Below are 21,608 nucleotides of genomic sequence, written 5' to 3' on the forward strand. Positions count from 1 at the left end.
GGTTTAGCGCAGGCGACGTGGGTCGAACAGACGTTCGTGCTCATCCAAGGCATAACGATCCGTCATGCCTGCGATGTAGTCCGCAACAACTCGCGCGCGTCCGGTTTTACCTGTCAGCTTTTCTTGCGCCTTCGCATCTTCAAATTTTCCAGGCGGCAGCAAGCGTGGATCATCGATCAGCGCTGCAAACAACTCACGCACTACGCGCTGCGCCTTCACGGTCATGCGATAAACCTGATGGTGCTTATAAAGATGTTCACGCAGGAATTTCTTCAACGCGAGATTTTCGACTTGTGTCTCAGCGCTGTAAGCAATCAAAGGTTTTTTGCGTGCGCGAACATCTTCAATGCCTTTCGGTTTGGCTTTCAGCAGTGCTGCGCGTGAGGTCTCGGTGAGATCACTCACCAGCGTGTTGATGATGCGACGAATGGTTTCGTGGCGCTCTTGCTTGGCGTTCATCTGCTTGTTGGCTTTGCGCGCTTGATCGTGGTGTCGCTTGAACAGCGGCACTTCGCGCATGGCTTCAATCGTCAGCAAACGTGCGCGCAGACCATCATCGATGTCGTGATTGTTGTACGCGATCTCGTCAGCAACATTTGCGAGCTGCGCTTCCAAACCTGGCTGCCCACCTTTGAGAAAGCGTTCGCCAATATCGCCCAGATCACGCGCACGCGCTTTTGAGCAATGTTTGAGAATGCCTTCGCGCGTTTCAAAGGTGAGATTGAGTCCGCGAAAATCTGCGTACTTGTCTTCGAGCTCATCGACGACGCGCAACGATTGCGCGTTGTGCTCAAAACCACCATAAGCGCGCATGCAAGGATTGAGTGCGTCTTGTCCGGCGTGACCGAAAGGGGTGTGGCCGAGATCGTGTGCGAGTGAAATCGCTTCGCAGAGATCTTCGTTAAGCGAAAGCGTGCGTGCGATGGTGCGCGCGATCTGCGCCACTTCCAAGGAATGCGTCAGACGCGTGCGGAATAGATCGCCTTCGTGATTAACGAAAACCTGCGTCTTGTATTCAAGACGACGGAAGGCACCAGAGTGAATGATGCGATCACGATCGCGCTGATATTCACTGCGATAACCGGGAGGCGCTTCGGGATAGCGGCGGCCGCGTGAGTTGTTAGTGTCAGCGGCGTATACGGCGAGTGAGGCGTTCATGCAGTGATTAGAGCCGAAAACGCGCTCTAGCCGCAATTTAAACCGTCTGCGCTAGGGCGTAGTGAAATGTTTCAGCGTGGCTAGCAGCGCTTTTTCGTCAAAGTCTGCGGAGAGCACTGACACGCCAAGCTTGCGCAGCAGCACGAGGCGCACTTTGCCAGCGGCGACTTTCTTGTCGTGGCCCATCAACTCGAGGAAATCTTCTGGCGTCATGCCAACAGGCGGGCGCGTCGGCAAACCTGCGCGTTGAATCAGCGAGGTGCAACGCAGCGCGTCATCGACCGACAGCCAACCCATTTGAGTCGACATATCTGCAGCCATGCACAAACCAACCGCGACGGCTTCGCCGTGCAGCCATTCGCTGTAACCGGTGAAGGTTTCGATGGCGTGGCCAAAGGTGTGGCCCAGATTGAGCAAGGCACGCGGGCCGGACTCGCGCTCATCTTGCGCAACGATGCGGGCTTTGAGCTCACAGCTGCGGTAGATGGCTTTGGTCAGCGCTTCAGCATCGAGCGCCAGCATCTTGTCGAGATTCTGCTCAATCCACTTGAGGAATTCAGCGTCGGCCAACATGCCGTATTTGATGACTTCTGCGAGACCTGAGGCCAGCTCACGCGGCGGCAGGGTCTTGAGCGTGTTGATGTCCGCAATCACCGACTTGGGCTGGTGAAACGCGCCAATCATGTTTTTGCCGCGCGGGTGATTGACTGCGGTCTTACCGCCGACGGAAGAATCAACCTGCGACAAAAGTGTGGTCGGAACTTGAACAAAGTCGATGCCGCGCTGATACAGCGCTGCGCAGAAACCGGCCATGTCGCCGATCACGCCGCCGCCGAGTGCAATCAGAACACCGTCGCGGCCAAAGTTGCTCGCGAGCAACCAATCCAGAATTTTTTCAGCGCTTGTCCAGGTTTTCTGGGTTTCGCCCGCGGGCAAAACCAGAACGTCTTCCGGCGTAAGTGCCAAGGTGTAGAGCAGGGTCGGCAGATAGCGACGGCCCGCATTGGCGTCCGTCACGATTTTGATTTTGCGATTTTCGAGCTCAGCAAACTGCGCGCGGTCTGACAGCAAGCCGGCGCCGATTCTGATCGGGTAACTACGGTCACCCAGTTCTACGTTGAGCGTTCTCATATGCGTACTAAATTGCGCTGGCCGGGCGCTCTAGATGATCTTCAATATCACGCGCCAGCACTCGCGCGTTACGGCCATCCGTTTGTAAAAGGAGGTCGGCGATTTCACGGTACAAGGGATCGCGAAATGCGAATAGCTGATCCAGAACTTCGCGTCGATCCACAGCGTTCTGCAGAAGCGGGCGATTTTCAGTTCGGGCGGTACGCGCCAACTGCTGCTCTACGCTGGCATGTAGATAAACCACAAAGCCACGTGCAGATAGGGCCTGCCGGTTTTCCGCTTCCAAAACAGCGCCACCACCGGTCGCCAGTACGATGTTCTGTCGGCCAGTCAGCTCAGCAATGATGCCGCGCTCGCGCTTGCGGAATCCGGCCTCACCTTCTTTTTCGAAGATGTAGGCGATATCAACGCCGGTGCGGGCCTCAATTTCCTGGTCGCTATCGACAAACTCCATGCCACGGGTATCGGCCAGGCGCTTGCCTACCGTTGTTTTGCCCGCGCCCATAGGGCCGATCAGGAAGATATTGCTTTTATTGGCCATTTTTTGGAATTAAGCGGGCGCGCCAAAGCGGATTGCCCGTGAACAATGGCCAGTATAACGGAGCCGGGCTATCCAAGGGTCAAAAAGAAAGGCCCCTCCGGCGAAATCGCACGGAGGGGCCATGGCCAAGAATTTAGTTAACCTTGAGCCCGTCTTGCAGAATCTTAGGCGTCACGAAGATGAGCAATTCGCGCTTGCTGGCCTTGTTTAGGTCATTGCGGAACAGCACACCCAGCAAGGGGATATCGCCGAGCAATGGCACTTTCGACGTGTTCTTGCTGTTGGTTTGTTGATAAACGCCACCCAACACCACCGTTTCGCCAGTCTTGATCAGCACTTGAGTGGTGATGCGCTTGGTATCAATCGCAGGGTTGCCTTGAATGATCTGACCGATAGAATCGTTCTTCACTTCCAAATCCATTAGCACGCGATTGTCTGGCGTGATTTGTGGGGTTACATCCAGAGAAAGCACTGCCTTCTTGAACTGAACGTTAGTGCCATTGTTGGCGCTAGAACTCTGGAAAGGAACTTCCTGACCTTGTTCAATGATGGCCTTTTTACCGTTTGCGGTAATGACTCGCGGAGTTGAAATAACCTCGCCACGGCCTTCGGTCTGCATCGCCGACAGTTCCAGATCGATCCCGTAGTTCGCTCCCAGAATGGCCAGCGCGATACCAGCACCGCCTGCCGCAGGAAGATTAACGTTGAAATCGGACGGCACTAATATGGGGTCGCCATTCACTATGTGCGTTACACCCGCTGAATTGCCCGAGGTGACAACACTTCCTCCGGTGATGTTACTGACATCGACAGCCTGCACGCCAAACCTCGCACCGACTTCCTTACTGTAATCATCATTTGCAATCACAATTCTGGATTCGATCAACACCTGACGCACTGGAATATCCAAACGCGCCACGAGATTACGGATTTCGGTGATATTGTCTCTGGTTTCCAGAACGATCAGCGTGTTGGTACGGTCGTCAACACTGACGCGGCCACGATCCGACATCAACGACGACTTATCGCTGGTGATCAGCGATTTCAGATCAGACGCCTTGGCGTAATTAACCTGAATGATTTCCGAACGCAGTGGCGCCAATTGCACCGCTTGGTTCTGTGCTTCGAGTTCAGCTTTTTCGCGCGAAGCAATTTCGCCGACCGGCGCAACCATCATGACATTGCCTTGGCGGCGCATGCCCAAGCCTTTGGACTTGAGAATGATGTCCAGCGCCTGATCCCAAGGAACATTTTGCAAGCGCATGGCGATGTCGCCGTTAACGCTATCGCTTACGACCATATTGGTGCCAGCGACATCAGCAATGATTTGCAGCAACGAGCGGATTTCAACACTCTGGAACGAAAGACTAATGCGCTCGCCGGTGTACTGCGGCTGCAACTTCTTACGTTCTTCTATCTTCTCTTGCGTGAGCGGCTGCAATTCCAGCGTAAAAATATTGCCGGTCTGGTAAGCCACTTGTTCAAAGGCCATCTTGTCGACAGGCGTGATGGCGATCGTGCTACTAACACCATCGCGGCGCACATCAACATACTTCACAGGCGTTGCAAAATCGAGGACATCCAAGCGACGAATCAGACTGTCAGGCAGCGTTGCGCCTTTGAATTTTGCGATGACCTTGCCAGATTCCTCATGAACGTCCACAGGCGTGCGAACGTCCACCAGCGTCACAACGATTCGGCCTTCACCCTTTTCGCCACGACGAAAATCAACATTAGAAATTTTAGGCTCGGGCTTACTCGCAGCAACCGAAACATTGCTCGCGACGCTTGGCCCTACTGTGGCAGCGGAGACACCGCTGCCCAGTTGAAGAAGAACACGATTGCCATCAACGCGGACGCTGTACTGGGTCAGCTCGGTGAGCTCAACCACGAGACGCGTGCGGTCTTTAGCTTCAGCCGCAGCAAGCGACACTGCCTTGCCCACGCCAATCTTGCGGAAACGATCCGCCAGTTCCAAGCGCGTGTCGGGCAAGTCCAACGACAAACGCGCTGGCTTATCGATTGTAAAAACGACCGGCTCAGGTGCGGGTTCCGACAGCGTCAGCGTCAACAGCACACGATCGCCTTCAAGCGACGTGAAATCGACGGACTGCAGACTGCGACTTGCCTCGGCCGATGCAGCCGTTGCGAAGAACAAGCAGCTTAATCCCAAGAACACACGAGAGCTGAAAGTCTGGGCTTTTTGAATGATTGTTTTGTACACCATTTGAAGCTCCCTATTTGCGACTACTGCGCCAATGCCAGGCTAGCGAGGCGCTGCATCCAGCCGCCAAAACCGTCCGGAATAATTTCCGTCAGCTTGATTTCCGTATCGTCCACTTTTGTGATGGTGCCGTAGTTCTGGCCCAAGTGATCCCCACGCGTAACACGGTGAACAATTTTGTCCGGCGCCCGAACCAAAGCGTAGGTCTTGCCATTAGCTTGAATAATGCCGAGCATGCGAAGTCCATCCAGTGGAAATTCTTCCAACGCTTCGCGGTTGCGATGGATATCTGGCGCTAAAGCACCCGCAGCTCCAGGCGCGCCAGCCGGGCGCCGATCTGGATCAGCTGAAACAAATGGATCACGTCGGCCATTTTCAACATAGGCAAACGCTTCGTACTGTTTGATCTGCGGAATCGGCTCGATCTTGGTCGATTTCTTGGCTTTTTCTTGCGCAACAAATTCTTCCAAGTCGCTCATGCCAATCGAACATGCCGACAGGCTGACGACCATCAAGACCGCAGTACTTCTTAGCAGAATATTAGAGATCATTTTCTGCCCTTACCTTTTTTAGGTTTTGGCGCTCTCGCAGCGACTTCTTCATCGTCCAAATAACGATAGGTCTTAGCGAAGGCCTGCATTCTCATTTCATTGCCAGTGCCACCTTTGCCAGCCGGACGAATTTCAACATCATCAATCGTCACGATACGAGGCAGCGCTGCAATGCCGCTCACAAAAGCGCCCATTTCATGGTAAGTGCCAATCACGATGATCTGATTAGGCATCTCCGCATAGAAATCTTTCGGCACTTCGCCCTGCGGTCTGAACAATTCTTCTTCCAGACTCGAAGCAATACGCGTCTGCGAAATATCATTCAAAAGACTAGGTACTTCGGTCTTGCTCGGAAGCTGACGCAGCATCGAGCCAAACGATTTGCGCATCTCTTCAAGCTGCTCTTTATAGGCATCAAGTGCAGCGACTTTTTCCTGCTTCGCCACAAATTCAGTGCGTAAGCCTTGCTCCTGCGCTTTCGCAGCGTCCAACTCTTCCATTTCTGGCTTGATTAAAAACCACGTGCCTGCCGCCAGAATAATAATCGCGGCGAGAATAACGGCTGACAGTCGCGCCCAAGCTGGCCAAGCGCCTGGGTTCTGCGCATCTAAAGACTGGAGTTCGTCAATGATCTGCTGGAGATTCATTCTGCGCCCTCCACATTGTCCTTAGGCGTTGCCTTGGTCAGATTTTTGACTCGCAGCGAGAACGTGCTCTTGCGCAGTTTGTCTTTTGGATTGGTAGAAATCACAACCAACCTTGGCTCTGCAAACCACTCAGAAGCCTCTAAGTTTTTCATGTAGGTTGAAACTCGGCCGTTGGACTCAGCAGTGCCCTCAATGCTGACGTTCGTTCCGTTCTGTTTGATTGAGCTCAGCGTAATACCTTCAGGAATAGTATTTACGATCTCATCGAAGAAATGCACTGTTGCCGAACGGCTCGCTTGCAGCTGTTCAATCACGCGCATACGCGAGAGCAAGCTGGCTCGAGTTTTTTCGAGATCCTGAATCTCTTTGATCTTTTTCTCAGTCTCAGCAATCTGTTGTTTGAGATACGCATTGCGACCGTTCTGGTGATCAATCGCTTCGCTGGCCAAAAGCATTCCCAACAGAACCAAGCCTGCACTTGCAATGGAGCTCAGGCCTAGCAATGACAGAAATTGCTTCTTGCGCGAATCGCGTAGCTCTTGGCGCCAATCTAATAGGTTTATTTTGATTGCCATGACTTACCTCGCCTCGTCAAAAGCGCGGTAGGCCAGACCACAGGCGATCAACATGGCACCTTCGTCTTTGGCAAGCATCGGTGGTTTTGCTTTGGATGAAACCCCCATGCGTGCAAAGGGCTTGGCCACCACCGTCGGAATCTGCAAACGCTGATTGATGTAACTCTCAACGTTAGGAATGTGCGCGCAGCCGCCAGCAAGAATGACTTGGTCAACGCTGCTGTACTGAGACGCGGCAGAAAAGAAAAACTGCAGCGAGCGATCAACCTGCTGTGCCATGTCTGCGAGAAAGTGTGACAACACTTCTTCGTTATAAGTCTCTGGAAGATTGCCGCTACGCTTCGCGCGCAGTGCTTCCTCATACGACATGCCGTAATGCCGCATGATGTCTTCGGTGAGCTGTTTGCCACCAAAAGCCTGATCGCGCGTATAGACCGTCTTCATATCGTGAAGGATCAATACAGAAGTATTGCTAGAGCCAATATCAACGATCGCGATGGTTTTATCTTTGCCTTCGTCCGGCATCTGATAGCGTAGGAACTGGCAGGCATTTTCCAAGGCGTAGGATTCGATATCCACGACCATCGGCTTAAGGCCAGCAATTTCCACGGCGGCGCAGCGCTGCTCGATCTGCTCTTTGCGGCAAGCCGCGAGCAGAACGTCAACCATATCGCCCATCTTTTCGCTTTTCCCGATGACCTGGAAGTCCAGGTTTACTTCATCAATCGGGTAGGGAATGTATTGATCGGCTTCTGCTTTGATCTGCGCTTCGAGATCGTTTTCAGAGAGATTGCTGGGCATCTGCACAATCTTAGTGATAACCGAAGCACCAGCCACAGCCACGGCCGCATGCTTGGCACGCGACCCAGCCCGGTTTACAGCGCGTGCGATAACTTCGCCGACTGCCTTCGGATCAATAATCTGTTTGTCGTTGACTGCGTTTGGCGGAAGAGGCTCAATGGCGTAAGTTTCGACCTGAAACTTGTCACCCTTTTTCCCCAGCTCCAAAAGCTTGACCGCGCTGGAACTAATGTCCAATCCGATCAATGTCTGACTACCCCCACCCAACAGCGATTGCATGATGGACATACCGCCTCACCGCATCGTTATATGTTTATTTATATGCTGGCAGTTAATGCCCCGCCCGCTTTGAACCTTTAATATAACCCAATCTTCCTACAATGCAACACGAAGTTCTGCGTCCAACTATCTGATAGTAGTCTCAAAGCTATCTTGTAATCTCCCGCTTACAGACTAGGGATCCATGACATCTTCTGAGCTTTACCAAAAAGCACTCCGACTGGCCCCTTGGCTAGCCGCTATCGTAGTCATCTTGGGCACTGCGGGCGTTTATGCCGGACGGGCGAGCCTTGAGTCTGACCTGCCGTCGATAGAAAGCCTGCGCGAGCTACAGCTCTCCGTGCCGCTGCGCATCTATACCGAAGACAACAAGTTAATCGGCGAATTTGGCGCAGAGCGCCGCGCCCTGCTCAAGTACAAAGCCCTCCCGCCCAAGGTGGTTCAAGCCTTCCTCGCTGCTGAAGATGCTAATTTTTTCCAGCACTCTGGCGTGGACTACATGGGATTACTGCGCGCAGGCGTCAAACTCGCTACGACTGGAGACAAAGCGCAGGGCGGCAGCACGATCACGATGCAGTTGGCTCGCAACGTTTTTCTGTCCAGCGAAAAGACATTTACGCGTAAATTTCGCGAAATTCTGCTCGCACAAAAAATTGAGCGCGAACTGACGAAAGAAGAGATTCTCGAGCTCTATCTCAACAAGATTTACCTAGGCGAACGTGCCTATGGCGTCGGCGCTGCGGCTAAGGTTTATTTCGATAAAGACGTCAAAGATCTAACCCTATCTGAGATCGCGGTCATTGCCAGCCTGCCCAAGGCACCTTCAACCAATAACCCGGTCAAAAACCCTGCGCGTGCGGCAGAACGTCGTAATTATGTGCTGCGTCGCATGCTCGAATTGAACTACATCACCAAACAGGAATACACCGCCGCAGTTGCCTCGCCGGTGGTCGTGCGACCCGCGCATATGGCGGTTGATGTCGATGCGCACTACGTCGCGGAAATGGTGCGCGTAGAGATGTTCACCAAATATGGAGAAGACGCCTACAACCGTGGCTTCACCGTGATCACCACCATCAACGCCAACCGTCAGATTGCCGCCAACGCCGCATTGCGCCGCTCGCTGCTCGATTACGACGAGCGCCACGGCTATCGCGGTGCTGAAGCCAAATTGACGCCGGATTTGATTCCCCTGCTGACGGCCGGCAGCCCCAAAATCGACTTGGCGCTCGACGAGCGCCCTCTCTTGTCCGGCTTAGTTCCTGCCGTTGTCACTGCATTTACCGCCGACACGCTGCAATTACTGACCCGCACAGGCCGCGTCAGCGTGGCTCAGAATGATTTTAAGTGGGCGAATTTTTCCGCCAAGAAAACCCTGCTGCCCGGCGATATCGTCCGCATTAAACGTGTCGGTGAACGCTGGAGGTTGGCGCAGGTGCCGCAAGTGCAGGGTGCGTTTGTTGCGCTCGATCCTAAGGACGGAGCTATTGAGGCCCTCATCGGCGGTTACGATTTCTTCCAAGGCAAATTCAACCGCGCAACTCAGGCGCGTCGTCAGGTCGGTAGCGGATTTAAGCCCTTCCTCTACGCCACCGCACTCGCAAACGGCTACACCCCTGCCTCGGTATTTCTCGACGCTCCGGTGGTGTTTGACGACCCAAATTTGGAGTCTGCCTGGCGTCCTGAAAATTATGGCGGCAGCTTCAATGGCCCGATGCGTATGCGCGAAGCGCTGGTGCAATCACGCAATCTCGTTTCGATTCGCATCCTGATGGCTTTAGGCATCAACACCGCACGTGAATTCATCCCACGTTTCGGCCTGCCTGCCGACCGCATGCCACGCGATTTGACACTTGCGCTAGGCACCGCGGTGTACACGCCACTAGAGCTGGCGCGCGGCTACGCCACGATTGCCAACGGCGGCTTCTTGGTCAGCCCTTATTTTATTCGCGAGATTCGTGATGCCAAGGGCGCAGTTCTTTTAAAAGCTGCGCCTAAGGTCGCTTGCTCCAGCTGCGGCCTTCCACCGCCTGCTGAACCCGCTCCAGATGGCACCGCACCAGCCAATCCCACAGCGACAGCACCTCCAGCAGCTGCGCCGTTGTCTACCGCTGGCTCTGCGCCACGCGTCGTTGATCCGCAAGTGATCTGGCTCATCTCCGACATGCTGCATGACGTCACCGTGCGCGGCACCGCGGCGGCCGTGAATTCATTGGGACGCAGCGATCTCGCCGGCAAAACCGGCACCAGCAATGACGAAACTGATGCTTGGTTCAATGGCTTCCAGAAAGATCTGGTCGCCGTTTCCTGGGTCGGCTTTGATCAGCCCACGCCCATGGGCCGTGGCGAAGTCGGCGGCCGCGCGGCCTTGCCCATCTGGATGGACTTCATGCGCGTCGCGCTCAAAGGCGTGCCGCAAGAAAGACTTCCTCGCCCCAGCGGTTTGGCCAATGTCCGCATTGATCCACTGACCGGCAAATTGGCGGATGCCGATGACGCAAACGCCATCTTTGAAACCGTTCAGGCCGATCGCATTCCGGCTGCCGATAGCGGAACTGAAGCACCGAAAGAAAAATCTGCAGCAGAGGATCTTTTTTAGTTCTTAGCATCTTCCAGATTAGCCTCTATGATCTCCTCCAATCACGGACGACGTTAATTAGCTGAGTGACAACGATGGGCACGCAGAGCAGTGGCTTGTTGCACTACGAAATAGCGCAGGAAGCAGCCAGAGTGATTTGTGAAGAGCAGGTCACCGACTATCGCTTGGCCAAGCAAAAGGCCGCGGAACGACTTGGCTTAGGCTCACGCGCTTCTTTGCCCGACAACGCCACCGTGCAGCAGGCAGTGCTCGAATATCAGCGCTTGTTTGGTGGCGAGGAATACACCGAGCATTTAGCGCGCCTACGTCGCACGGCAGTGCAGGCGATGAAATGGCTGGCCGATTTTCAGCCGCGTTTAGTCGGCGGCGCAGTAAGTGGCGCCATCAATGCGACGCATCACGTACAACTCCATGCCTTCCACGAAAAGGCAGAAACGCTGGATGTTTTTCTACAAGATCGCGGCATTCACTATGAGCTCGGTGACCGCCGCTATCGCTACTCCAACGGTCAGGAACATGAAATTCCATTGGCGAGTTTTGACGCTGATGGCATTGGCGTCGATGTCGCTATTTTCCCGATTGACGATCAGCGACGTCCGCCGCTGAATCCCGCTGACGGCCTGAGCTACAAGCGCCTTGATCTTGCGGCGGTACAAAACCTGCTCGAAAACAGTTAAACCTGTGCTCGCAAAAGCACCTGAGCGCTCGAAGCAACGAGCCTTATTTGGTCAGCAAAAGTTTTCCCTGTCGCGTGGCGCGCAGCCAATACACATTGTCGCCATGCCGAATTGGGATGCAGTCCATTCCTGCCAGTAGGGCGCGGCTGTTAATTTCGCCTTGCGGGCTTCGGCTGTTTGCATTCGCTTGGCCAACGCGCGGGGATTGGACAATATTTTTTTGCAGTATGGTCAAAGCGCAGCTCCTGAAGACTTGTTGTGGATAGTGCTAAGTTGTTCTCAGCATAATTCAAATAATAATCATTCTCAACAAATTAAGGCTGCTGATTTAGCTGTTTTGACGTTTCTTCTCTGAATCGACACCTCCACGCTTGCGCGGCCACTTGTAGATGGCATCTCTGCACGAACAACCCCGTTCCTGCGCGGCCACTAAGGAATGGGCGTCGCTGCACGAACACCTCCGCTCCTGCGCATCCGGCAACTGCTCCTGCGTTGCTCTACTTCGGGCATCCTTGCCCTCACCATGCGCCCGCGGAGGTACAGAACTTCCCTGTTCATCTGTCGCTCGCGCGCATCCTGCGCCCGCGACATGCCGGCCATCCATGGCCATAAAAAAAGCCCTCCGAAGAGGGCTTTTAGATACAACTTAGCAACTTTTAGCGCGAAGCGATCGGCTGAACCTTGCGATCTGGAGCGCCGGTGTAAACCTGGCGCGGACGAGCAATACGCATCGTAGGATCGGAAACCATTTCCGCCCAATGCGCCACCCAACCCACGGTACGAGCCACGGCGAACATCGGCGTGAACATGTTCACGGGGATGCCGATGGCCTTGTAGATGATGCCGGAGTAGAAATCGACGTTAGGGTAGAGCTTGCGGTCCTTGAAGTAATCGTCGGACAGCGCGATGCGCTCGAGTTCCATCGCCAGTTCCAGCTGCGGATCGTTTTCCTTGCCGAGGTGCTTGAGAACCTTGTGGCACTGCTCACGAATGATCGTGGCGCGTGGGTCGAAGTTCTTGTACACGCGGTGCCCGAAGCCCATCAGGCGAACGCCGGAGTTCTTGTCCTTGACCTTGGCCATGAACGAAGCAACGTTGTCCTTGGTGCCGATTGATTCCAGCATGTGCAACACAGCTTCGTTAGCGCCGCCGTGTGCAGGGCCCCAAAGCGCAGCAATGCCTGAGGCAACCGCAGCGTAAGGGTTGGTGCCGGTCGAGCCGGCCATACGGACGGTCGAGGTCGAAGCATTCTGTTCGTGGTCAGCGTGGAGGATGAACAGCACATCCAGCGCCTTGGCGATAACTGGGTCAATCTTGTACGGCTCGGCTGGCACAGCAAACATCATGTGCAACAGGTTTGAGCTGTAGTCCATGTGGTTCTGCGGATACATGAACGGCTGGCCGTAGTATTTCTTGTAAGCAGCAGCAGCGATCGTCGGAATCTTGGCGATCATGCGGTGCGCAAAGATTTCGCGGTGACGCGGATCTTTGTTGTTGGTGGTGTCGTGATAGAACGCGGACATCGAACCGACGATGCCCGTCAGCATAGCCATCGGATGCGCGTCGTAATGGAAGCCGTTGAAGAAGCTCTTCAGGCCTTCATTGATCATCGTGTGCTTGCGAATGCTGGAGTCAAACTTGGCCAGCTGTTCTGCATTCGGCAATTCGCCGTTCAGAATCAAGTATGCAACTTCGATGAAGGTGCAGTGCTCAGCCAGTTCGCTGACTGGGTAGCCGCGATACAGCAGGATGCCGTTGTCGCCGTCGATATAAGTAATCGCGCTCTTGGTCGAACAAGTCGACGTAAAGCCCGGGTCGTAAGTGAAGACTTCCTGTTTGTCATAAACCTTGCCGACATCCAAGCCGACAGGGCCCAGCGTGCCTTTGATGGCTGGCAGGTCAATCTTCTCGCCCGTATTGTTATTAACGAGACTGTAGTTCGCGTCACTCATGCTGCTCTCCATCTCAAAAACTAAACTGGGTAATGCGCCGGATAGGGCAAGCGGGCTGCGCCACTATCCACTGCTGCACGAGCGACCGCCGGTGCGACGATATCGCGCAGACGGGGATCGATCGGCTTGGGAATGATGTAATCAGGGCCGAAGGATAACGAGTTTTTACGGTAGGCCGCTAGCACTTCTTGCGGTACTGGCTGTTTTGCCAGTTCAGCAATGGCTTTAACAGCGGCCACTTTCATCGCGCTATTGATCGTACGCGCACGCACGTCCAAAGCTCCGCGGAAAATAAACGGGAAGCACAGGACATTATTGACCTGATTTGGATAATCGCTGCGGCCGGTTGCCATGATCAGATCTTTACGCACGGACCATGCCGCTTCCGGCAAAATTTCTGGCACAGGATTCGATAAAGCAAAGATCAGCGGATTTTCCGCCATCAGCATCAGCCATTCCGGCTTCATCAGGCCAGGTCCCGATACGCCGATAAACACATCGGCACCCGCCAGCGCACCCGCCAGCGAACGACGCTCGGCTGAAGCTGCGGAAGCAAATTCGAGTTTTTCTTTATTGAGCTTGGAGAAGTCATCACGGTCGCGATGAATCACGCCCTTGCGATCAACCAGCAACATGTTCTCGCGGCGCGCGCCCAAATCCACCGCCAAGCGCATCGACGCGATACCCGCCGCGCCTGCACCGAGGCAGACAATGCGCACGTCTTCAATCTTTTTACCGACCAGTTCCAAGGCATTGATCAGACCCGCACAAAGCACAATCGCGGTGCCATGCTGGTCGTCGTGGAATACCGGGATATCAAGGCGCTCAATCAGCGCATCTTCGATTTCGAAACAAGATGGCGCAGCGATGTCTTCTAAATTGATACCGCCAAACGTCGGCGCAATACGCGCGACGGTGTCGATAAAGTCTTTCGGCTCTTTAGCGTCGACTTCGATATCGAACACGTCGATATCAGCAAATTTCTTAAACAGAACCGCTTTGCCTTCCATCACCGGCTTGCCGGCGAGGGCACCGCAGTCGCCAAGACCCAGAACGGCCGTACCGTTGGAGATCACGGCAACAAGATTGCCTTTGGCGGTGTAACGATAGGCATCTTCAGGATTCGCCTGAATCGCCAGTACGGGTTCAGCGACGCCGGGCGTGTAAGCCAGCGACAACTCCTCAGGCGTCGAAAAGCCCTTGGTGATTTCAATGCCGAGTTTTCCCGGACGGGGAAACTCGTGGTAATCCAGTGCTGCTTTTTTGAGTTCTTCGTTCGTCATAAATTCTTAGCGCAGTGCCATCTGCACAGATACGCGTGGAGAATATTCGCGGGTGGCGATAAAGAACCCACCCGAAACGACAAAGCCGCCCGTAGGCGGCTTTGCACAAATGCAAACCGCGACAGCCAATTAAGCGGCAGTAGCGCTCTTGGTGGTGTAGCGCTTGTTGAACTTGTCCACGCGACCGCCGACGTCAGCAACTTTCTGCTTGCCGGTATAGAACGGGTGGCAGTTGGCGCATACGTCCAAGAACAAAGGCTTGGTCACAGTGGAACGCGTGGTGAACGCGTGACCGCAGCTGCACTTAACAGCAACGTCTGCGTAGCCGGGGTGAATTTCGGGTTTCATTGCTAAAGTCCAGGCGAAACAATAAAGGGCGCGCAGTCTACTGAAATAGTCAAGATACGGCAAGGCCTGAGCCACTCTTTGGCCTATTCGTCCTCTGCCGCGACGATCACAGTGAACTCGCCACTGCCGTCATCGACGTTAAGACGTACCACCATAGGCCGACAGCAAACTGAGCAGTCTTCGGTATAAACCGCTGATCCGGCGGACAAGTCCAGCTCTAAGACGATTTCCTCCCAGCAAGCTGGGCAGGTGACAAACGCGTCTTCGAGCATGCGTAAAAGTCCTCGAACTAATCCAAAAACAGCGTCAGCAGAGTATTTAAATGACGCTGTCCGAGCGCACTCGCCCTGACTTTGCCATCGCCTTCCTCGACCAGACCCAGCTTGCGCGCTTCCACCAGGCCTGTCGCATCGGCATTCCAAGCCAGCCCGGTGCGAGCTTCATATGTGGGGATGGCAAAGCCGCTATTCAAGCGTAGCGCGTTGAGCATGAACTCAAACGGAAGCTCCTTGGCCGCCACCACGCGATCTTCCTGCGCCGACTCCGCAGTCCCCGCTTGCTCCTGATAGAGCCGCGGATGCTTCTGTCGCGCGCGGCGACGGACTTCACCATTCATTGTCCGCTTGCCGTGAGCGCCCGCGCCGATGCCTAAATAATCACCAAAGCCCCAATAATTGAGATTGTGGCGACTCTGTCGGCCAGTCTGCGCATAGGCCGAGACCTCGTACTGCTGATAACCGTGAGCCGCGAGCAGTTGCTGACCCTGTTCCTGCATCGTCCAAGACGCATCGTCGTCCGGAAGTGCGGGTGGTCGAGCAGCGAACTCCGTATTCGGCTCCAGCGTCAGTTGGTAATAAGAGATGTGATCAGGTTTCAGATCAATCAGGCCCTGCAAATCTGTTCTCGCCTGCTCAACAGTTTGCTGCGGCAGTGCGTACATCATGTCGAGATTGAGATTGTCGAAGCCACAGCGTCGCGCGATTTCTACTGCGCGGCGCGCCTGTGCAGGATCGTGAATACGACCCAAAGCCTTGAGGCGCTCCGCGTCCAAACTCTGCACGCCAATCGACAGTCTATTAATGCCCGCTTCGCGATACTCAGCGAAATGCGCTTCATCAACAGTGCCCGGATTGGATTCAAGCGTGATCTCAATATCCGCCGCAAACACGAGACGCTTCTGCACTTCACTCAACACACGCTTCATCGCGCGGCCCGAAAACAAACTCGGCGTGCCGCCGCCCATGAAGATGCTCAGCAGCGGCCGTGATTCAGCTTGTCGTTCGAGTTCGAAATCGAGATCGCGCAACAGCGCGTCGATGTAGTCATCTTCCGGAACTTCGCCACGCAAGGCGTGCGAGTTGAAATCGCAGTACGGGCATTTGCGCACGCACCAAGGAAAATGCAGGTAAAGCGATAGCGGGAGATCAGACGCCGACATCGACGAGTGAAGAATAAAGATGCTTGGCAGCACGGCCGCGATGGCTGATTTTATTTTTCACCGCAGCATCCAACTCCGCCGCAGCGCATTTGTGCTCAGCGACATAGAACAGCGGGTCGTAACCAAAACCGTGGTTGCCGTGCGGGTTGCTCAGAATCGAGCCGCGCCATAAACCCTGCGCGATGATCGGCAGCGGATCGTTAGCGTCACGCAGAAAAGTCATCACACAAACAAAACGCGCAGTGCGCTTGCCATCCGGCACGCCTTTGAGAGCTTGCAGAAGTTTCTGATTGTTCTGTGCATCGGTTGCACCTTCGCCCGCATAGCGCGCAGACAACACGCCGGGCGCGCCATCGAGTGCGTCGACTTGCAGGCCAGAGTCGTCAGCAATCGCAGGCAATCCAGACACCAGCGAAGCATGACGCGCTTTCAGCAGCGCATTTTCGACAAAGGTGGATGCCGGTTCATCAGCACCGCCATCGGTGAAATCCGACAAGAGCCGCAACTTCCAGCCCAAGGGCGCGAGCATCGCCTGCATCTCGGCGAGCTTGCCCTCGTTACGACTGGCCAGTACGGCTTCCTTAATCATTTTATTTTCCGAGCGCTTCGCGCTGGGCTTGCAGCAATTGCTGAATGCCCGTCGTTGCCAAGTTCAGCAACTCATCCAGCTCTTCGCGGCGGAAAGCGTGGCCTTCGGCCGTGCCCTGCACTTCGATAAAACCGCCGGCTTCGTTCATGACGACATTCATGTCGCACTCGCAAGCCGAGTCTTCAGCGTAGTCCAAATCCAATACTGGGGCGCCGTTATAAATACCCACCGACACCGCCGCAATCTGGCCATGGATCGGATTGCCTTTGAGCTTGCCGCGCTTTTTCAGCACTTCAATCGCATCAACCATCGCAACATAAGCGCCAGTGATCGCCGCGGTACGCGTGCCGCCATCAGCCTGCAGCACATCGCAATCGAGCGTGATTGTGTAACCAGCCAGCGCATTCAAATCGACTGCAGCGCGCAGCGAGCGGCCAATCAAGCGTTGAATTTCCTGTGTACGCCCGCTCTGCTTGCCCTGTGCGGCTTCGCGACGGTTACGGTCGTTGGTGGCGCGCGGCAACATGCCGTATTCGGCCGTTACCCAACCGCCACCATCCTTCTTCCACGACGGGCCACGCTCTTCAACCGTGGCATTACACAGCACACGGGTGTCGCCAAAGCTGACTAATACCGAACCTTCGGCATGCTTGGTGAAGCCACGTTCAATCGTGACAGTGCGGAGTTGGTCGGGAGTGCGGCCGGAGGGACGAGACATGGGAGAGCCTACAAATATGGGCGCGAAGTATACGGCCAGACAGGCCATCGCCCTACAATAGCCCCATGAACATTGATGATCTTGCAGAAACTTTCGAGCTCCTTGGCGACTGGGAGGAGCGTTACCGCTTCATTATTGACCTCGGCCGCAAACTGCCGCCGATGCCTGAAACCGACCATAACGAGACCAATAAGGTCCGTGGCTGTATGTCACAGGTTTGGCTGACGCATCAGGTGGAGCAGGGCCCGCCACTGAAACTCGTCTTTCAGGGCGACTCCGACTCGCATTTGGTTAAAGGCCTGATCGCGCTGCTGTTTCAGCTCTGCTCGGATCAGACCCCGCAAGAGATTCTGGCGCTGGATATTGAATCCGCCTTCACCCGACTCGGCCTCGAAAATCACATCACCATGAATCGCCGCAACGGTTTTTACGCCATGGTTGAGCGCATTCGCGCGATGGCAACGAACTATGCCGCCGCTCAGACGTCATAAATCCAGCCTACAATCAGGCCCCTGTTAAAAAAATGTAAAGGAACAGCGTATGGCTATCGGAAATCTCGTCTTTTTTGCCTTTGTCGCTTTTGCACTGGTCACGATTCTTAAAGGCTTTGTCGTCGTTCGACAGGGCATGGAATACACCATCGAACGCTTCGGCAAATATCGCACGACGTTCACGCCCGGCCCGCACTGGATGGTGCCGTGGTTCGATCGCATCGGCCGCCGCCTTTCCTTGATGGAACAGGTGCTCGACGTTCCTTCACAGGAAGTCATCACCAAAGACAACGCCATGGTTGGCGTCGACGGCGTGGTGTTCTACCAGGTGCTCGATGCGCCGAAAGCCGCATACGAAGTGCAGAACCTTGAGTTCGCCATCATGCAGCTCACGCAGACCAATCTGCGTACCGTGATGGGCTCGATGGATCTCGACGAATTGTTGAGCCAGCGCGATCACATCAACACCAAGTTGCTGACTGTTGTCGATGCCGCAACCACGCCTTGGGGCGTCAAAGTCACGCGTATCGAAATCAAAGACATTCGCCCACCTGCCGATCTGGTTGAGAGCATGGGCCGCCAGATGAAAGCTGAGCGCGACAAGCGCGCCTCGATTCTGGAATCCGAAGGCATGAAACAGTCCGCCATTCTGAAAGCAGAAGGCGCACGCCAAGCACAGGTGCTCACCGCCGAAGGCGAGAAGCAGCAGATGATTCTGGATGCAGAAGGTCGCAAAGAAGCGGCTTTCCGTGACGCTGAAGCACGTGAACGTCAGGCCGAAGCTGAAGCCAAAGCCGTCATGATGGTGAGTCAGGCGATTTCAAAAGGCGATGTACAGGCGGTCAATTATTTTGTTGCCACCAAGTACATCGAAGCGCTCGGCCAGATCGCCACCAGCCCGAATCAGAAGTTGGTGCTGATGCCGCTGGAAGCGGGCGGCGTCATCGGCGCACTCGGCGGCATTGCTGAACTCGCCAAAAACGCAGGCGTGAGCATCACCAAACCTTAACGTGGAGAACAGCATGGATTTGCTCTACTGGCATTGGTTGGTTCTTGGCTTGGGCTTGCTCTGCGCAGAAATGCTGATCGCCAGCGAATTTGTTTTGCTGTGGATGGGCGTTTCAGCAGTCGTAGTCGGCTTGCTGACCATGCTGCTGCCACTCAACTGGCAGATTGAACTGGTGCTGTTTGGCGTGCTGTCGATCGTCAGCTATTTCACCTATCGCAAATTTCGCCCAACGATTGAGAACGACAAACCAACTCTGAATCGTCGCGGCCATTCTTATATCGGCCGCGTTTTCGAGTTGAGTGAAGCCATCGTCAACGGCATGGGCAAAGTGCATGTGGATGACAGCCAATGGCGCGTCTCAGGTCCAGACACAGCCGCGGGTAGTCGCGTACGCGTCATCGAAGTCGATGGCACAACCTTCAAAGTAGAGTTAGCGGAATAAAAATGTCGCAGTCGCAATCACACCTCGTCGAAGATATTAGCGCCGGACTCGCAGAAGTTCGCACCAAGCTCTATAGCGTTGGCGAAGAGGTTGCGCACGTAGTCACGCACGGCCTTGGTGCCGTGTTATCAATTGCCGGCCTCACCATTCTTGTTGCACGCGCAGCGATGTATGGCGACGTTGTTCATGTCACTGCCAGCGCCATCTTTGGCGCTTCGCTGGTGATGATGTACGCAGCATCCGCCTTGTTTCACGGCATTCAATATCCACGCGCCAAACACATTCTGCGCGTCATTGATCACTCACTGATCTATGTGCTGATTGCTGGAACGTACACACCGTTCACACTCATCACGCTGAGCCAAAGTCCTTGGGGTTGGATTTTGTTTGGCGTGACTTGGGGCTTGGCGCTGTTCGGCATTGTCTTCAAGGTTTTCGCCACCGGAAAATTTGAAAAACTTTCGCTAGCGATTTATCTCGGCATGGGCTGGTGCGTGCTGTTCGCGATCAAACCTTTACTTGCTTCGATGCCAACGGGCGGCTTGTGGCTATTGCTGGCTGGCGGTCTCACTTATAGCGGCGGCGTTGCTTTCTATGTAATGGAACGTCTCCGTTACCACCACGCCATCTGGCATGTGTTTGTACTGGGCGGCAGCGTGTTTCACTACTTCGCAATTCTGCTCTATGTCATTCCAGGAGCGCCTGCTGTCGCGGCTTAAAGGTTTGCGCTCATAACAACCGCGCCGTCGATGCGGACTAGAGGTGCCTCATGTTCAAAGCCGTATCGAGTCCTTATCTGGTTCCTTTCGACGGCACGTTCGCACAGATCAAGGCGCCCACTAAGCCGCCTAAAAATGTTGCGGATAAGACCGCGCGCAAAGCCAAGCTCACTGAGTTAGTCGCAGAGCTCGCGCCACTGCAACACATCCTTTATGCACACAGCCAACACAGCGTGCTGTTGGTATTTCAAGCAATGGATGCGGCGGGCAAAGACAGCACCATTCGCGCCGTACTCTCAGGTGTCGATCCCGCAGGCTGCGAAGTCACCTCATTTAAACGCCCCAGCGAAACCGAACTCGCTCACGATTTTCTCTGGCGCACCACACAGCGCCTCCCGCAACGCGGCCATCTTGGTGTTTTTAATCGCAGCTATTACGAAGAAGTACTGGCGGTACGCGTGCATCCAGATTTTCTCATTCCACAAAATCTGCCATTTCGCCCGAAGAAGCTTGCCGATCTGTGGCGGCAACGCTACGACTCGATCTGCGAACACGAACAACATCTCGCTCGCAATGGCACGGTGATTCTCAAATTCTGGCTCAACGTTTCACGCGATGAACAGCGCGATCGTTTATTGGCGCGGTTGGACGAACCGGCAAAGAACTGGAAGTTTGAATACGGCGATCTCAGCGAACGCGCCCTATGGAAGGACTATATGTCCGCCTATCAGGACGCCCTCAACGCCACCTCACGCCCACACGCACCGTGGTATGCAATTCCTGCTGACAGCAAATCTTTTATGCGGATGACGGTTGCGGACATTCTTGTGCGAACACTCAAGTCCTTGGATTTGAAATATCCGACGCTTGAGAAGGAAGAGTTGGCTAAGTTTGATGAGATGAAGGCGCAGTTGTTGAGTGGCAAGTAGCGCTGCGTGCTTCTTTGGCTGGCGCCTGCTCTGACTGAGGCGTCGTGTTTCGCGCTGCGGCGCGAGTTACTTTCTTTGCTTGTGCAAAGAAAGTAACCAAAGAAAACACACCCTGCGTACGCGCTCCCACAAAAAGACGTGGGAGTTCCCTGTGCTTCTCGTCTTGGCCGGGGTGCGTGACAGGACATCCCTGTCCAGACACGCACGCTTCGGCATCCTGCCTTCGCCCGCGCTACTCGCGCGGCTATTAACCGACCAAGACTGCGATGCTCGGCGCTGCCGAAGGGGCCCGACATCCAAAGCAAAGCGACTCTTGCTGTGAATGGGGAAAGAGTCTCCTCAATGGCCTGAGCGATTCTTGAGAACAGTAAGAGTGTTCGCGGCATTTTTTATCCGCATGAAAAGCTGCATCACGGCTCATTCGCTCGCTAGCTGATGCGATGTACAAGTGGCTTTGCTTTACCGGGTTCCCTTCGACAACGCCGAGCATCACAGCACTGATCGGTT

At 54.7% G+C, this 21,608-nt stretch carries 23 protein-coding genes; 7 read left to right on the forward strand and 16 right to left on the reverse strand.

What is annotated here, in order from left to right:
- Nucleotides 1-3: 3 nt before the first annotated feature.
- From CJD38_RS07945 to CJD38_RS07980, 8 genes are all read right to left on the reverse strand, one after another.
- Nucleotides 4-1,158 (reverse strand): deoxyguanosinetriphosphate triphosphohydrolase, encoded by a 1,155-nt coding sequence (locus CJD38_RS07945; protein ID WP_107939812.1) that lies wholly within the window; start codon nucleotides 1,156-1,158, stop codon nucleotides 4-6.
- A gap of 51 nt (nucleotides 1,159-1,209) precedes the next feature.
- Nucleotides 1,210-2,289 (reverse strand): 3-dehydroquinate synthase, encoded by a 1,080-nt coding sequence (aroB, locus tag CJD38_RS07950; RefSeq protein WP_107939813.1) that lies wholly within the window; start codon nucleotides 2,287-2,289, stop codon nucleotides 1,210-1,212.
- Between the two features lie 7 nt (nucleotides 2,290-2,296).
- A complete protein-coding gene (aroK, locus tag CJD38_RS07955) occupies nucleotides 2,297-2,830 on the reverse strand; it encodes a shikimate kinase AroK (RefSeq protein ID WP_107939814.1) in 534 nt (177 codons plus the stop codon).
- 133 nt (nucleotides 2,831-2,963) lie between these two features.
- Nucleotides 2,964-5,057: a type IV pilus secretin PilQ gene (locus CJD38_RS07960; protein WP_107939815.1), complete on the reverse strand. Its 2,094-nt coding sequence runs from the start codon at nucleotides 5,055-5,057 to the stop codon at nucleotides 2,964-2,966.
- A 20-nt stretch (nucleotides 5,058-5,077) separates the two neighbouring features.
- A complete protein-coding gene (locus CJD38_RS07965) occupies nucleotides 5,078-5,605 on the reverse strand; it encodes a pilus assembly protein PilP (RefSeq protein WP_107939816.1) in 528 nt (175 codons plus the stop codon).
- A complete protein-coding gene (locus CJD38_RS07970; RefSeq protein ID WP_107939817.1) occupies nucleotides 5,602-6,252 on the reverse strand; it encodes a type IV pilus inner membrane component PilO in 651 nt (216 codons plus the stop codon). Before CJD38_RS07970 ends, CJD38_RS07965 begins: the two co-directional genes overlap by 4 nt.
- On the reverse strand, nucleotides 6,249-6,827 hold the full coding sequence (locus tag CJD38_RS07975; protein ID WP_107939818.1) for a PilN domain-containing protein: 579 nt from the start codon (nucleotides 6,825-6,827) through the stop codon (nucleotides 6,249-6,251). The genes CJD38_RS07970 and CJD38_RS07975 overlap by 4 nt, the downstream gene beginning before the upstream one ends.
- A gap of 3 nt (nucleotides 6,828-6,830) precedes the next feature.
- Complete coding sequence (locus CJD38_RS07980; protein WP_107939819.1) at nucleotides 6,831-7,916, reverse strand: pilus assembly protein PilM; 1,086 nt, start codon at nucleotides 7,914-7,916, stop codon at nucleotides 6,831-6,833.
- 175 nt (nucleotides 7,917-8,091) lie between these two features.
- Here CJD38_RS07980 and CJD38_RS07985 point away from each other — a divergent pair, with 175 nt between their 5' ends.
- Both CJD38_RS07985 and CJD38_RS07990 read left to right on the forward strand, forming a co-directional pair.
- On the forward strand, nucleotides 8,092-10,506 hold the full coding sequence (locus CJD38_RS07985) for a penicillin-binding protein 1A (RefSeq protein ID WP_107939820.1): 2,415 nt from the start codon (nucleotides 8,092-8,094) through the stop codon (nucleotides 10,504-10,506).
- 74 nt (nucleotides 10,507-10,580) lie between these two features.
- Nucleotides 10,581-11,183 (forward strand): hypothetical protein, encoded by a 603-nt coding sequence (locus tag CJD38_RS07990; protein WP_107939821.1) that lies wholly within the window; start codon nucleotides 10,581-10,583, stop codon nucleotides 11,181-11,183.
- A gap of 43 nt (nucleotides 11,184-11,226) precedes the next feature.
- On the opposite strand, the gene CJD38_RS18905 is transcribed toward CJD38_RS07990, so the two are convergent.
- From CJD38_RS18905 to rph, 8 genes are all read right to left on the reverse strand, one after another.
- On the reverse strand, nucleotides 11,227-11,418 hold the full coding sequence (locus tag CJD38_RS18905) for a hemin uptake protein HemP (RefSeq protein WP_206362926.1): 192 nt from the start codon (nucleotides 11,416-11,418) through the stop codon (nucleotides 11,227-11,229).
- 421 nt (nucleotides 11,419-11,839) lie between these two features.
- Nucleotides 11,840-13,135 carry a citrate synthase gene (locus CJD38_RS08000; protein ID WP_107939822.1) on the reverse strand — a complete coding sequence of 432 codons (1,296 nt, stop codon included), beginning with the start codon at nucleotides 13,133-13,135 and terminating at the stop codon, nucleotides 11,840-11,842.
- A 20-nt stretch (nucleotides 13,136-13,155) separates the two neighbouring features.
- Nucleotides 13,156-14,418, reverse strand: coding sequence for a malic enzyme-like NAD(P)-binding protein (locus tag CJD38_RS08005; RefSeq protein ID WP_107939823.1), 1,263 nt, complete (start codon nucleotides 14,416-14,418; stop codon nucleotides 13,156-13,158).
- 129 nt (nucleotides 14,419-14,547) lie between these two features.
- Nucleotides 14,548-14,766: a 50S ribosomal protein L31 gene (gene rpmE / locus CJD38_RS08010; RefSeq protein ID WP_107939824.1), complete on the reverse strand. Its 219-nt coding sequence runs from the start codon at nucleotides 14,764-14,766 to the stop codon at nucleotides 14,548-14,550.
- A gap of 83 nt (nucleotides 14,767-14,849) precedes the next feature.
- Entirely contained in the window at nucleotides 14,850-15,038 is a 189-nt protein-coding gene (locus tag CJD38_RS08015) for a CPXCG motif-containing cysteine-rich protein (RefSeq protein ID WP_107939825.1), read from the reverse strand.
- Nucleotides 15,039-15,055: 17 nt separating this feature from the next.
- Nucleotides 15,056-16,204, reverse strand: a complete 1,149-nt coding sequence (gene hemW, locus CJD38_RS08020) for a radical SAM family heme chaperone HemW (protein WP_107939826.1) — start codon at nucleotides 16,202-16,204, stop codon at nucleotides 15,056-15,058.
- Nucleotides 16,191-16,790, reverse strand: coding sequence for an RdgB/HAM1 family non-canonical purine NTP pyrophosphatase (gene rdgB, locus CJD38_RS08025; RefSeq protein ID WP_107940329.1), 600 nt, complete (start codon nucleotides 16,788-16,790; stop codon nucleotides 16,191-16,193). The genes hemW and rdgB overlap by 14 nt, the downstream gene beginning before the upstream one ends.
- 4 nt (nucleotides 16,791-16,794) lie before the next feature.
- Nucleotides 16,795-17,511 (reverse strand): ribonuclease PH, encoded by a 717-nt coding sequence (rph, locus tag CJD38_RS08030; protein ID WP_107939827.1) that lies wholly within the window; start codon nucleotides 17,509-17,511, stop codon nucleotides 16,795-16,797.
- A gap of 65 nt (nucleotides 17,512-17,576) precedes the next feature.
- Between rph and CJD38_RS08035 the strand changes: the two genes are divergently transcribed.
- From CJD38_RS08035 to CJD38_RS08055, 5 genes are read left to right on the forward strand one after another with little or no spacing between them, the layout of a single operon-like run.
- A complete protein-coding gene (locus tag CJD38_RS08035; protein ID WP_107939828.1) occupies nucleotides 17,577-18,002 on the forward strand; it encodes a SufE family protein in 426 nt (141 codons plus the stop codon).
- A 49-nt stretch (nucleotides 18,003-18,051) separates the two neighbouring features.
- Complete coding sequence (locus tag CJD38_RS08040; protein WP_107939829.1) at nucleotides 18,052-19,011, forward strand: SPFH domain-containing protein; 960 nt, start codon at nucleotides 18,052-18,054, stop codon at nucleotides 19,009-19,011.
- Between the two features lie 13 nt (nucleotides 19,012-19,024).
- On the forward strand, nucleotides 19,025-19,453 hold the full coding sequence (locus tag CJD38_RS08045) for an NfeD family protein (protein WP_240783563.1): 429 nt from the start codon (nucleotides 19,025-19,027) through the stop codon (nucleotides 19,451-19,453).
- Between the two features lie 2 nt (nucleotides 19,454-19,455).
- Nucleotides 19,456-20,172 carry a PAQR family membrane homeostasis protein TrhA gene (trhA, locus tag CJD38_RS08050; RefSeq protein ID WP_107939831.1) on the forward strand — a complete coding sequence of 239 codons (717 nt, stop codon included), beginning with the start codon at nucleotides 19,456-19,458 and terminating at the stop codon, nucleotides 20,170-20,172.
- 50 nt (nucleotides 20,173-20,222) lie between these two features.
- Nucleotides 20,223-21,101, forward strand: coding sequence for a PPK2 family polyphosphate kinase (locus tag CJD38_RS08055; RefSeq protein WP_107939832.1), 879 nt, complete (start codon nucleotides 20,223-20,225; stop codon nucleotides 21,099-21,101).
- Nucleotides 21,102-21,608: the final 507 nt, after the last annotated feature.

Origin of the sequence: Stenotrophobium rhamnosiphilum, assembly GCF_003052265.1 — a bacterium.
Lineage (GTDB): Bacteria > Pseudomonadota > Gammaproteobacteria > Nevskiales > Nevskiaceae > Stenotrophobium > Stenotrophobium rhamnosiphilum.